Consider the following 12,737-nt stretch of genomic DNA (forward strand, 5'->3'; position numbering starts at 1 on the left):
AAGTCCTCAGTTGAACAGGCCGTAGAAAAACAGGCGGATGCTGTCCCACAGGCGACCGAACAGACCGGCTTCTTCCACATCAGCCAGAGCTACCAGCGGGGCGGTATGGACCACCTCTTCACCCAGCTTGACTTCGACCTGACCCAGCACGTCGCCCGCAGCGATCGGCGCCTTGATAACCGGATTCATTGTAACACCCGCTTCCAGCTTGTCGGCCTGCCCCTTGGGCAGAGTCAGCACCAGACCTTCAGCCAGACCGGCATCCACCTGGTCAGCCTGCCCGGCCCAGACCCGCGCCGGCGCAACCACCTGGCCCGGCTGATAGAAACTCTTGGTCTCGAAGAAGCGGAAGCCCCAGGTCAGCAGCTTCTGGGTTTCAGCAGCGCGAGCCTGTTCGCTGACAGTCCCCATCACCACCGAGATCAGGCGCATGCCATCGCGCTCAGCCGAGGCCACCAGACAGTAACCAGCTTCCTCGGTATGGCCGGTCTTCAGGCCATCCACCGACTTGTCACGCCACAGCATGAGGTTGCGATTGGGCTGGCGAATACCATTCCAGACGTATTCCTTTTCCTTGTACAACTTGTAGTGCTCGGGATCGTCGTTGATGATCGCCTTGGCCATGATGGCCATATCCCGGGCGCTGGAGTAATGATTCTCCGACGGCAGGCCGGAGGCGTTCTCGAAATGGGTATTGACCATGCCCAGACGCTTGGCATGGCTGTTCATCAGATCGGCAAAGGAGTCCTCGCTGCCGGCGATGTGCTCGGCCATCGCAACGCTGGCGTCATTGCCCGACTGGATGATGATGCCGCGCAGCAGGTCAATCACCGGCACCTGGTTGCCCACCTCGATGAACATCTTCGAGCCACCCATGCGCCAGGCCTTTTCACTGATCAGCACCTGATCGGTTTCCTTCAGCTGGCCGCGCAGAATCTCCATGCTGGCAATATAGCTGGTCATCATCTTTGTCAGACTGGCCGGCGGCAGCGGCTGGTCAGCATTGTGTTCGACCAGGACCTTGCCACTATCGGCGTCAATCAGCAGATAGCTCGAAGCAGCGACTGTTGGTGCCGGCGGCATCAGCGGGGCGGCAGCCTGGGGTTGCGGCTGCGGTTGCGGCGTCTGAGCCAGGGCTGCCGGGACGAGCAGCACAGCGCTGGAAATCAACAGGGTGTGAATGAATTTTTTAAACATGATGCTCACTGTCTTGGAAAATGTGGAACGCAAGGGGCCGTTGGCAGACAACGGCAATATCAATTGGCGCTGACCAGCGACGGGTTGCCAAGATTGGCCAGGCGCAATGTCTCCATCAGCCTTTCTGCCTCGGCATGATCACTTACTGGCCCGAGCCGGACCCGATGCAACGTACGGGAATCCTGCTCTATCGGGGTAACAAATACCGGCGCACTGACCATGCCCTGCAATTGGCTGCGTAACTGCTCGGCCGCCTGATCAGAGGCAAAGGCGCCAACCTGAAGGTACAACCCGGCGCTCGCTACCACCGTGGCCGGTGCCGGGCTGGCTGCCGCCGCAGTTGGTGTTGTTGAGGGCTGCGCCTTGACCAGATAACCGGGGTTGTTCTGCTGTTGCCAGACCACCGGGTCAATACCCTCCACCCGCACCCGCGCCACGCCCTTCTCGGCGAAGCCCAGCTTGACGGCGCCAGCGTAGGACAGGTCGATGATACGGTCTGAGTGAAACGGTCCACGGTCATTGACCCGCACGATGATGCTGCGGTCATTATCCACATTGGTCACGCGGACATAGGTCGGCAACGGCAGGGTCTTGTGGGCGGCGGTCATGCCATACAGATCGTAGGACTCACCGTTGGCGGTCAACTGGCCATGAAACTTGGTGCCATACCACGACGCCAGACCGGTCTCGCGGTAATTGCGGCCGTCCTTCATCGGGTTGTAGTTGCGCCCCAGCACCCGATAGGGCGAAGCCTTGTACGCGCCGGTATGGGGTACCGGGACCGCGTCCGGAATTTGCGATACATCCTGAAAATAATCCGGCGCACCATCTTGGGCTGGGCGCGGCTTGCTGGCACTGGCTGTCTCACCCTGGCCCTGCTGCACCGGCGACGATGAGCAGGCGCTCAGCAGCGCCAACAGCAGACAGACGACGGCAACGCCCGGGCCGTTGCGCAATGGCTTGTTCATTGGTCCCTCGCTTCCCTTATCAGGTCGGCCAACTGATGCACGACCATAGCGTACATGACGCTCCGATTGTACCGGGTAATGACATGCAGGTTGTTCAGACCCAGCCAATACTGTTTATGTTCCCCGGCGTCGAACTCGAAGGCCATCACCTCAGTAGCGTCATCCAGCTCCTGCTGCGGAGTCCAGCCCAGGCGCTTCAGCTCGCCGACGCTGATCTTCGCCTCCAGACCGCGGTCCAGGGTAAACCCCTTGGCGAAATCATCCCCCGAAACGTCGGCGGCAATCGCCACATCAGCGCCGTGCTGCCACTTGTGCTCGGCGAAGTAATTGGCCGCACTGCCAATGGCATCGACCGGATTGTTCCAGATATCCGCCACCCCGTCGTCATCGAAGTCGACAGCAAAGGCCTGGTAGCTGCTGGGAATGAACTGCGGATACCCCATGGCGCCGGCGTAGGAGCCGGTCAGTTCAAGCGGATCGACCTGCTGCTCGCGGGTTAGCACCAGAAAGGACTTGAGCTGACGGCGAAAGAAGTCTGCCCGCGGCGGATAATCGAAGCCCAGAGTGGTCAGCGCATCGATCACCCGATGGCTGCCCTTGTTGCCGCCATAGAATGTTTCGACACCGAGAATAGCCAGAATCACCTCCGGCTCAACGCCGTACACTTCCTCGGCTCTGGCCAGCGCATCGGCGTGCTGGTTCCAGAACGCAACGCCCTCCTTCACCCGTCGATCAGTGATGAAGATCTTGCGGTACTCGTGCCACGGCCGTACCCGCTCGGCAGGCCGGGCGATAGCCTCAAGAATAGCGTCCTTGCGCTCGGCCTGTGCCAACAATCGGCGTACATGCTCGGAGTTGAAGCCGTACTCGCTGCGCATCTCCTCGACAAAGGGGTCAACCGCCGGATGTTCCGCAGTATAGGGTCCAGCGGCGAGCAGCGCGGGACTGAACCCGGCGGTCAGCAACGCTCCCAGTGCATTGTGGCGCAACCAACCTGAAACGCGATCAAACATGAGCAATCCCGACCTCCCAAGATAATTTTTCATCTCTGAGTCATCCACTTTCGGTGCGTGTGAATGGACATCAGGATGCCGAAGCCAACCAGCAGCGTAATCAACGAGGTGCCGCCGTAGCTGATCAGCGGCAAGGGTACGCCGACCACGGGCAGCAGACCACTGACCATACCGATATTAACGAATACGTAGACAAAAAACGTCAGCGTGATGCTGCCCGCGAGCAACTTGCTGAAACTTTCCTGGGCATGGTGGGTGATATACAGCCCACGAGCGATGATCAGCAGATAGACGAACAGCAGCAGCGCCACCCCGACCAGCCCGAACTCCTCGGCCAATACGGCGATGATGAAGTCGGTATGGCCTTCTGGCAGAAAGTCCAGGTGTGACTGGGTGCCCTGCAACCAGCCCTTGCCGAACACACCGCCCGAACCGATCGCCGCCTTGGACTGAATGATGTTCCAGCCCGCGCCCAGCGGATCGCTTTCCGGATTGAGAAAGGTCAATACTCGCTGTTTCTGATAGCCATGCATGACGAAAAACCACATGGCTGCCGCTCCCGGCACCAACAACAGTATTGATCCGAGGATGTAGCGCCAGCGCAGCCCTGCCAGCAGCAGCCCGAAGAGACCCGAGGCGGCAATCAGCAGGGTCGTCCCCAGGTCAGGCTGCTTGAGAATCAGCACCACCGGCACCAGGATGATCAACAAACAGACGCACACATGCTTGAAGCGCGGCGGCATCTCCCGCCGCCCAAGGTACCAGGCGACGCTCATGGGCATCACCAGCTTCATGATTTCCGATGGCTGGAAAGTGATCAATCCGGGGATCCTGATCCAGCGCTGTGCACCCTTGGCTTCGGTACCGACCAGCAGTACCAGCAGGAGCAGGAATACCGATATCAGATAGGCCGGCGGCAGCCAGCGCTCCATCAAGCGAGGCTTGAACTGGGCAACGCAGATCATCGCCGCCAAACCAATCGCGTAATGCGCCCCCTGCCGATAGACCATCGCCATGCTCTTGCTGCTGGCGGAATAGAGGACGAAACCGGCCACACCGGCCAGCACCAGTACCAGCAGTAACAACCAGGGATCGACATGCAACCGCATCCACCAGGGCTCGCGACGCAGCCCCCGCGAATCAGGCGGCGAGATACCGGCAAGCGGCTTCATGGTGCTTCCTCCATGACGTTATCGGCCTCAGGATCATCCGTCTCGGGAGACGGCTCGGGTTCCAGCAGCCAGGCGTCGAACAGCGCACGGGCCACCGGCGCCGCCACCCGGCCTCCGGACTCACCATTCTCGACCATGACTGCAACAGCAATCTGCGGATCATCCAACGGTGCAAAGCCAACAAACAGAGCGTGGTCCCGATGCCGCTCCTTCAGCGCTTCGGAATCGTAACGCGCGCCCTGGGCAATGGCGACCACCTGGGCGGTACCGGTCTTGCCCGCCATACGGTAGGGTGCGCCGGCGGCGGCAGCGCGGGATGTACCCCGCTCACCGTGCATCACCTCCTCCATGGTCTTGATGATGAAGTCCCAGTCGTCCGGGTTCTTCAACACCACGTCCGGCGGCGTATCCTCTTCATCCGGCGGTAGTCCGTCTGCGGTCATCAGCATGCGCGGACGCTTCCACACACCGCGATTGGCAATCAGCGCGGTGGATTGGGCCAATTGCAACGGCGTAGTCAGCATATAGCCCTGGCCGATCCCGGTAATCAACGTTTCTCCCGGATACCAGGGCTGGCGGCGCGAAGCCCGTTTCCATTCACGCGAGGGCATCAGGCCGGCCGTCTCCTCGAACATGTCCAGTGATACCCGGCTGCCCAGACCGAACTGGCTCATGAATTCATGCATGCGATCGATGCCCAGCTTGTGCGCCAGATCGTAGAAATAGGTGTCATTGGAACGGGCCATGGCCAGCTTCATATCCACCCAGCCATCCCCGTAACGGTTCCAGTTGCGGTATTTATGGCTGTTGTTCGGCAGCTGATAAAACCCTGGATCGTAGACTCGGGCTGTACGCGTGGTTACTCCATAGTCCAGGCCAGCCAGCGCCACGATTTGCTTGATCGTCGAACCGGGCGGGTAAAGTCCGCGCAGCACGCGGTTGAATAGCGGCTGGTCGAGGGAGTCGCGCAGCGCGCCGTAATCGGCATGGCTGATGCCGGTGACGAACAGGTTCGGGTTGAACGCCGGCTGGCTGACGAATGCCAGCACCCCTCCGGACTTCGGCTCGATGGCGACCACCGCACCCCGGCGGTTGCCCAGCGCCTGCTCCGCGACGGCCTGCAAATCACTGTCCAGATGCAGGGTCAGGTCCCTGCCGGATACCGGCTCGGTACGCTTGAGCACCCGCAGTACGCGACCGCGCGCGTTGGTTTCCACCTCTTCATAGCCGACCTTGCCATGCAGCAGATCCTCATAGAAGCGCTCTACCCCGGTCTTGCCGATATAGTGCGTGCCGGCATAGGCCACCGGATCAATGCGCTCCTGTTCCCGCTCGTTGATCCGCCCGACATAGCCGACGGAATGGGCGAAATGCTCGGCCTGCGGATAATGCCGCACGAAACTGGCTTGCACATCGATGCCCGGCAAACGGAACTGGTTCACCGCAATACGGGCGATCTGCTCCTCGGTCAGATTGAACATCACCGGTACCGCTTCGAAGGGCCGGCGCGCCTGCTGCAGCCGTCGGCGCAGTTGTTCGATATCATCATCGCCCAGCTGCAGCAGTTCGCGCAGCAGCTCGATGGTGGCGTCCAGATCGGTGGTTCGCTCACGCGTAATGCTCAGGCTGAAACTGGGCCGGTTCTCGGCCAGCACCACCCCATTGCGATCATGGATTCGACCGCGCGCCGGCGGGACCGGCTGCACGTGCACCCGGTTGTTCTCGGACAGGGTGGAATGATGCTCGTACTGCACCACTTGCAGCCAGTACATGCGTGCCAGCAAGCCGAAAGCCAATAACAGAATGAACAGCACCGCGAGAATGATTCTGCGCTGTACTATCCCCGCGTCATTGAGGTGGTCCTTGATGCGAATCGGCTTGGCCATGTATCACTTGTGGTATGGGTGGCGGTTCAGAATGGTCCAGGCGCGATACAACTGCTCAGCGAGCAGGATGCGTACCAATGGATGGGGCAAGGTCAGCGGCGACAACGACCAGCGCTGGTCGCTGCGAGCAGCAACCTCGCTGGCCAGACCTTCCGGGCCACCCACCATCAGGTTGACTGTGCGGGCGTCCAGCCGCCAGCTTTCCAGCTGCCCGGCCAACGCCTCGGTAGACCAGGGCCGACCTTCGACCTCAAGCGTAACGATTCGTTCGCCAGGCTGCGTGGCCGCCAGCATCTGCTCGCCTTCGCGGCGCATCAGCCGGGCGACATCCGCGTTCTTGCCACGGGTGGCCAGCGGAATCTCTACCAGCTCCAGCGGCAAGTCGGCAGGCATACGCTTGGCATACTCCTGATAGCCCTGCTCTACCCAACGTGGCATACGTGACGCCACGCTGATCAGGCGAATACGCAAGGAGCCTTACTCCGCGGTCGGTTGTTGCTGCGCCCGACGGGATTCAGCGCTCTGCCAGAGGCGCTCCAGATCATAGAACTGTCGGGTGGCCGGCTGCATGACATGCACCACAATGTCACCCAGGTCCACCAGCACCCACTCGCCGGAGTCCTTGCCTTCCACGCCCAGCGGACGCGCGCCCGCCGCCTTGGCTTTTTCAATAACGTTATCGGCCAGTGCGCTCACCTGGCGGTTGGAGTTACCGCTGGCGATGAACATGTAATCGGTTACGCCGGTCAGCTCACGCACATCAATGCGCACCACGTCCTTGGCCTTGAGCTCGTCCAACGCGTCTTCTACTGCCTTGATCAGATCTTCAATCTGCATAATGGTGTTCAATTCCTCAATCAGGGCCGATACAGCCCATTGGTTTCAATATAGCCAAGCACCGAATCGGGTAACAGAAATCGCGGAGAGCGCCCTGCCTGGATCAGTGAGCGGATATGGGTGGCCGATATGGCCAGGGGTGTTTGTGCCAGGCAGAGAATCTCGCCATGGGCCGCTTGCATGGCCGACGGGTCGCCCACACTGCGCGCCGCCAGCAGATCCTTGAGTACTTCCGGCAATTCCTGGTCCTGCTCAGGACGCTGCAGCACGACCAGACTGGCGAGCTGCAATAGATCTTCCCACCGGTGCCAGCCGGGCAGACCGCTGAAGGCATCCCAGCCGACGATCAGAAACAGGGTGGCATTGTCGCCCAACTCGGTACGCAATGACTCCAGCGTCTCCACCGTATACGACGGACGGTCACGCCGCAGCTCGCAGTCGTCAACCAGCAGGTTGTCATCCGACGCGGTGGCCAGGCGCACCATTTCCAGCCGCTGCGGCGCACTGGCACCGGGAATATCCCGGTGCGGCGGCGTGGCGTTGGGGATCAGCCGTAGCTCATCCAACGCCAGGCATTCACGAACCTCCACGGCGCTGCGCAGGTGTCCGAAGTGAATCGGATCAAAAGTACCGCCCAGGACACCGACACGGAGTGTCACTGACGAATATGCCCATCGCCATGGACGATATATTTTTCACTGGTCAGCCCTTCCAGACCAACCGGACCACGGGCATGCAGCTTGTCGGTGGAGATACCGATCTCCGCGCCCAGGCCGTATTCGAAACCATCGGCGAAGCGGGTCGAGGCGTTGACCATCACCGAGCTGGAGTCCACCTCGCCAAGGAAGCGTCGGGCGCGGGTAAAGTCTTCGGTGATGATCGATTCGGTATGTTGTGAGCTGTAGCGGTTGATGTGATCCATCGCCTCATCCATATCCGCCACCACCCGAATCGACAGGATCGGCGCCAGGTATTCGGTGGCCCAGTCTTCTTCGGTAGCGGCGATGGTCTGGGGCAGGATTGCGCAGGTCTGCGGGCAACCACGCAGCTCCACGCCCTTCTCGCCATACAGCGCAGCCATGCGCGGCAGGAATTGCGCGGCGACGCCTTCGTGCACCAACAGCGTCTCCATGGCGTTGCACACACCATAGCGATGAGTCTTGGCGTTCAGCGCAATAGCTTCGGCCTTGTTTAGGTCGGCGCGGTCATCCACGTAGACATGGCAGATACCATCCAGATGCTTGATCACCGGCACCCGGGCATCACGGCTGATGCGCTCGATCAGACCCTTGCCGCCACGCGGGACGATCACATCCACGTACTCCGGCATGGTGATCAGCGCGCCAACAGCAGCGCGGTCAGTGGTTTCCACCACCTGCACCACTTCCTGGGGCAGCCCGGCGGCATCCAGCCCCTGGCGGATACACTGGGCAATGGCTCGATTGGAGTGAATGGACTCAGAGCCGCCCCGCAGGATGCAGGCGTTGCCGGATTTCAGGCACAGGCTGGCGGCCTCCACGGTCACGTTCGGTCGTGATTCGTAGATGATACCGATCACGCCCAGCGGCACGCGCATGCGGCCAACCTGGATGCCCGACGGCAGGTATTTCATGTCGCGGATCGCACCAATCGGATCGGCCAGTGCCGCCACCTGGCGTAGCCCTTCGACCATACTGCGGATACCAGCCGGCGTCAGCGCCAGACGATCCAGCATGGCGTCATCCAGCCCGTTGTCGCGCCCGGCCTGCAGATCCAGCCCGTTGGCTTCGATCAGACTCGCCTCGGCGGCTTCAATAGCCTCGGCAGTGGCCAACAGGGCCCGGTTCTTGACCGCCGTGGTGGCCCGGGCGATCACGCGCGAAGCCTGCCGCGCCTGGCGTCCCAGCACGGACATGTATTCGGTTACCTGATCAGCGCTCATTTGTTCACCATCCTGCGACCAAAACGGAAAACCAGCATTATACCGGTGCCTCCAGACGCTGGACAGGGCGAACCTGCTATCATCGCTGATATGTCTGCGACCAATTCTTTCCATCGGGCACCAAACCCTCTGCCACGGGCCTTTTTCCGGCGTGACAGCCGCGAACTGGCGGTGCATTTGCTGGGCAAGGTTATCCGTCATTATCACCAGGGCCACTGGCTGTCGGCTCGTATCATCGAGACCGAGGCTTACCTGCGCGAAGAGAAAGGCAGTCATGCCTCGCTGGGCCTGACCCATTCCCGGCGCGCCCTGTTCATGGAAGCCGGCACCCTGTACATGTATTACGCCCGCGGCGGCGACTCACTGAACATCAGCGCCGCCGGCGAAGGCGACGGCGTGCTGATCAAGTCCGGCTACCCGGTGGTCGACGATATCAGCGGCCCGGACAGTCTCGCCCTGATGCAGGAACTCAACCCCGCCGCCAACGGGCAGGTGCGCCCAACAACCAGACTGTGCAACGGCCAGACCCTGCTGTGCCGTTCGCTGCACTTGAAGGTGCCCGTCTGGAATGCGCAGATACCGGACCCGGAACAGCTGCTTATCGACGACGACGGCTACCGTCCGCATCAGATCATCCAGGCCACCCGGCTGGGCATTCCGCTGGGCCGGGACGAGCATCTACCCTACCGTTTCGTCGACGCCGCCTACGCCCCCTGGTGCACCCGTAACCCTCTGGGGCGCACTCGGCAGGAAGGCCGCGATTATCAACTGATCGATGATGTGTCTGAATGGAAAGCCTGCTGAGCGGCGAGCTTATCGCCTGGCTGGGCAGCCATACCCGCTGGCTCGGGCTGGCCATCTTTCTCATTGCCATGGTCGAGTCCCTGGCGGTGGCGGGCCTGGTGGTGCCGGGGGTGGTGCTGCTGTTCGCCGCCACCGCCCTGGCTGGCGGCGGCGACCTGAGTCTTTTCGGTGCACTGGCCTGGGCTTTCTCCGGGGCCGTCTGCGGTGATTTACTGAGCTTCGCCCTGGGCCGCTGGTTTCATCAGGACATCCGCCGACTACGGATCTTTGCCCGTCATCCGCAATGGATTGACCGGGGCGAGAGTTTCTTCCGCCGCTATGGCATGTACAGCATTGTTCTGGGGCGCTTTATCGGCCCGATCCGCCCCATTATCCCAATGGTCGCCGGCATGTTCGACATGCCCACCTGGCGCTTTCTGCTGGTCAATATCCTGTCGGCTCTGGCCTGGGCCCCGGTGTATGTACTGCCCGGCTATCTCGCCGGCAGTGCGGTCCGCTGGCCGGTGCCGGAATCCTTCTGGCATGAGGCGGGATTGTTGGCTGGCGGGCTGGCACTGCTCGGCCTGACACTGCTGGTCCTGCTACGCACCCAGCAACGCTGGAGCAGTCTGGCTGCAGCCGCACTCTGTCTGCTGGCCATGCTCTGCCTGCCGCAGGCCGAGCCTTGGCTGACGGTAGTCTATGGCACCCTTGCCGAGTGGCTGGTAAGCACCGCCTGGCCGCGCCTGTCAGCCGTGCGGCTTGAACTGCAACCGCTGACCGGTGAAGCCTTCCTGTGGCTGCTTTACTTGCCAGTATTGGGATTGCTGGCGGTGTTGCGTCACGGCTGGCAACTGCTGTTCTTGCTGCTGTGCGCAATTCTCTGCCTGGCACTGGGCCTGCTGCCCGGGATGCATTCCACTTTGCTGGCGCTGCAATTGTCCCTGCTGCTTGGCGTGGTCCTGCTGGGCAACCGGCATCTATCGTTCTGGCTGCGCCTGAGCTGGACCTTCTACGCCGGCCCCATCTGCGCCCTACTGATTACCGCCTGGCTGCTCCTGCCCATGGCAACACCCATGGTGCTAGGCAGCGTACTGCAATCGGCCGCCGCGGTGTTGCTGGCCATCTGGCTGGTGGAACGCGGCGGACCACTGCCTCCTCTGTCGCCCCACTGGTCCATATTGGTACCTGCCTGGCCAATGGTAGCCGGCCTGCTGCTGTTGGCCGGTTTCTGAACGACCTATAGCTTTACACGCCGGTCGCGGCATTCAGCAAACCAATGGAAGCGCACACGCATTGACCCTTGCCGCACCGTCTTGCCACCATGGCTGCACCCTGTCGCTGCTCGTCGGCGCACCAACAACAATATCGCCGTGGAGAACACCATGACCACCGTAGCCGTATCCGAACTGACTTCCTTCATCGGCAAGGACCTTGGCCATTCCGAATGGCTGTTGATCGACCAGCAGCGCGTCAACCAGTTTGCCGAATGCACCGGCGATCATCAGTTCATCCATATCGACGAAGAAAAGGCCAAACAGACCCCCTTCGGCGGCACCATCGCCCACGGCTTCCTGTCCCTGTCCCTGATCCCCGCCCTGTCCGCCGGCATTTCCATGCGCCCCGAAGGCCTTAAGATGGCCGTCAACTACGGCCTGGACAGCGTCCGTTTCATCCAGCCGGTCCGCGTCGGCTCCCGCGTACGCATGCAATTGACAGTCGTGGACGTCACCGAAAAGAACCCTGGCCAGTGGCTGGTAAAATCCCGCGCGACACTGGAAATCGAAGGGGTGGACAAGCCGGCCTACATCGCCGAGACACTGGCGCTGTATTTCGTCTGACCTGAATGACGCCAGAATGATGAGCGAGTCACCTACCCTCGTCATTCTCGGCGCAGGCCGTAATGCTATTCACTTAGCCCCACCATCCTCCGCGCTACCGCGTATCCAACCCTGACACTACAAACGCACCCCAACATTGACCATGGCCGCCGCCGCACCTAAGAGCACCACATCCACCCCCACCCGCTGATAACTGGCACCGACGGACGGAATCACTGCCGGCGCCACACCAAAACGGTTGAAGGGTATCTTGTCGCGATATTCTCCCCGGTAACCATACAACAGCCCCGCAGTGAGCTTGGCATTGAAGGGCGTACCGGCAAATTCGAAACGCTTGCCGGTATAGCCATACCAGGACCGCTCACCAAAAGAGTGCCGAAAGGTGGCGGCGCCCCAGAGATAACTGTCATCCCGGTGTCGCTCCAGACCGATCAGCTCCTGATTATTGTTATGGTCTGGCTGAGGATCAAAGTGCGTGGTCCAGACGCTACCCTGGATATACCAGCCCTCCTCCGAATCAACGGTAGCCGCCAACTCCCTGGCCAACTCCAAAGGCCGCTGCAGCAGCCCCGGCCCACTGTCAGAGTCCTGTATGGCTGCCGGCACATCCTCCACCTGCGCTGCTTGTGCACCTGCGCTGATCAGTAATGCAACAATGCCAGGGACAAGACGCTGGATGCCATACCATGGTGTAGATGTCAGCCGTAAGATTCGGCGGGGAGAGTACTGGTGTAATGTCATAGCTACATGGTCGCGTGAGGTGAATAATCCAGGATGGGTGATGAAGTAGGGTCATGACATGTCGCACGGGACAAGTTCACGGCCTCCAACCTTACCAGCTCTTGCCCCGCTCCCCTGCATTTGCCATCATCGCCAACACCTCGCCCTACCGGAACAAGGATTTTCCCGTGCCCCATGCTGACACCAGCCCCCCCGCCCATGGCGCACCCGCAGAGCCATTGCCCGCTCTGGTAAACCTGTCCGAGCGCTTACGCAGCGGTACCTGCCATATCGGCATCTATGGCCTCGACTATGCGGCGTTGATGCAGAGGGCCAAGGCGGAGGGCTGACTTGACGCAAGGCCGCTGGCGTAGCGCGGGTGCGCTACGCCCGAAAAAC

At 61.2% G+C, this 12,737-nt stretch carries 14 protein-coding genes; 4 read left to right on the forward strand and 10 right to left on the reverse strand.

The window, feature by feature from the left end; translation table 11 throughout:
- Positions 1 to 6: 6 nt before the first annotated feature.
- Genes BM267_RS12175 through BM267_RS12215 form a run of 9 tightly spaced genes read right to left on the reverse strand, consistent with a single transcriptional unit; the run spans position 7 to position 8,994 of the window.
- A complete protein-coding gene (locus tag BM267_RS12175; RefSeq protein ID WP_074780348.1) occupies positions 7 to 1,197 on the reverse strand; it encodes a D-alanyl-D-alanine carboxypeptidase family protein in 1,191 nt (396 codons plus the stop codon).
- Between the two features lie 59 nt (positions 1,198 to 1,256).
- Positions 1,257 to 2,165: a septal ring lytic transglycosylase RlpA family protein gene (locus BM267_RS12180; RefSeq protein WP_074780345.1), complete on the reverse strand. Its 909-nt coding sequence runs from the start codon at positions 2,163 to 2,165 to the stop codon at positions 1,257 to 1,259.
- The gene (mltB, locus tag BM267_RS12185; protein ID WP_036990580.1) at positions 2,162 to 3,178 is read right to left on the reverse strand and encodes a lytic murein transglycosylase B; all 1,017 of its coding nucleotides are present in this window, start codon (positions 3,176 to 3,178) and stop codon (positions 2,162 to 2,164) included. The genes BM267_RS12180 and mltB overlap by 4 nt, the downstream gene beginning before the upstream one ends.
- Positions 3,179 to 3,207: 29 nt before the next feature.
- Positions 3,208 to 4,350 carry a rod shape-determining protein RodA gene (gene rodA, locus BM267_RS12190; protein WP_036990581.1) on the reverse strand — a complete coding sequence of 381 codons (1,143 nt, stop codon included), beginning with the start codon at positions 4,348 to 4,350 and terminating at the stop codon, positions 3,208 to 3,210.
- Positions 4,347 to 6,236: a penicillin-binding protein 2 gene (gene mrdA, locus BM267_RS12195; protein ID WP_074780341.1), complete on the reverse strand. Its 1,890-nt coding sequence runs from the start codon at positions 6,234 to 6,236 to the stop codon at positions 4,347 to 4,349. Before mrdA ends, rodA begins: the two co-directional genes overlap by 4 nt.
- Positions 6,237 to 6,239: 3 nt before the next feature.
- Positions 6,240 to 6,707: a 23S rRNA (pseudouridine(1915)-N(3))-methyltransferase RlmH gene (gene rlmH / locus BM267_RS12200; RefSeq protein ID WP_074780338.1), complete on the reverse strand. Its 468-nt coding sequence runs from the start codon at positions 6,705 to 6,707 to the stop codon at positions 6,240 to 6,242.
- A 6-nt stretch (positions 6,708 to 6,713) separates the two neighbouring features.
- Positions 6,714 to 7,073, reverse strand: a complete 360-nt coding sequence (rsfS, locus tag BM267_RS12205) for a ribosome silencing factor (RefSeq protein WP_036990584.1) — start codon at positions 7,071 to 7,073, stop codon at positions 6,714 to 6,716.
- Between the two features lie 20 nt (positions 7,074 to 7,093).
- Complete coding sequence (gene nadD, locus BM267_RS12210) at positions 7,094 to 7,732, reverse strand: nicotinate-nucleotide adenylyltransferase (RefSeq protein WP_036990585.1); 639 nt, start codon at positions 7,730 to 7,732, stop codon at positions 7,094 to 7,096.
- Positions 7,729 to 8,994, reverse strand: a complete 1,266-nt coding sequence (locus tag BM267_RS12215) for a glutamate-5-semialdehyde dehydrogenase (protein WP_074780335.1) — start codon at positions 8,992 to 8,994, stop codon at positions 7,729 to 7,731. Before BM267_RS12215 ends, nadD begins: the two co-directional genes overlap by 4 nt.
- Positions 8,995 to 9,075: 81 nt before the next feature.
- Between BM267_RS12215 and BM267_RS12220 the strand changes: the two genes are divergently transcribed.
- From BM267_RS12220 to BM267_RS12230, 3 genes are all read left to right on the forward strand, one after another.
- Complete coding sequence (locus BM267_RS12220) at positions 9,076 to 9,798, forward strand: DNA-3-methyladenine glycosylase (protein WP_407920281.1); 723 nt, start codon at positions 9,076 to 9,078, stop codon at positions 9,796 to 9,798.
- On the forward strand, positions 9,783 to 11,012 hold the full coding sequence (locus tag BM267_RS12225) for a DedA family protein (RefSeq protein WP_074780332.1): 1,230 nt from the start codon (positions 9,783 to 9,785) through the stop codon (positions 11,010 to 11,012). Before BM267_RS12220 ends, BM267_RS12225 begins: the two co-directional genes overlap by 16 nt.
- Positions 11,013 to 11,162: 150 nt before the next feature.
- Positions 11,163 to 11,618 carry a MaoC family dehydratase gene (locus BM267_RS12230; RefSeq protein ID WP_036990588.1) on the forward strand — a complete coding sequence of 152 codons (456 nt, stop codon included), beginning with the start codon at positions 11,163 to 11,165 and terminating at the stop codon, positions 11,616 to 11,618.
- A gap of 117 nt (positions 11,619 to 11,735) precedes the next feature.
- Here the strand turns inward: BM267_RS12230 and BM267_RS12235 are convergent, their stop codons facing one another.
- The gene (locus BM267_RS12235) at positions 11,736 to 12,224 is read right to left on the reverse strand and encodes a sn-glycerol-3-phosphate transporter (RefSeq protein WP_328586281.1); all 489 of its coding nucleotides are present in this window, start codon (positions 12,222 to 12,224) and stop codon (positions 11,736 to 11,738) included.
- Positions 12,225 to 12,526: 302 nt separating this feature from the next.
- Between BM267_RS12235 and BM267_RS16810 the strand changes: the two genes are divergently transcribed.
- Entirely contained in the window at positions 12,527 to 12,688 is a 162-nt protein-coding gene (locus BM267_RS16810; protein ID WP_177173403.1) for a hypothetical protein, read from the forward strand.
- Positions 12,689 to 12,737 lie beyond the last annotated feature (49 nt).

It is taken from the genome of Halopseudomonas bauzanensis (assembly GCF_900114735.1).
GTDB classification, from domain to species: Bacteria; Pseudomonadota; Gammaproteobacteria; order Pseudomonadales; family Pseudomonadaceae; genus Halopseudomonas; species Halopseudomonas bauzanensis.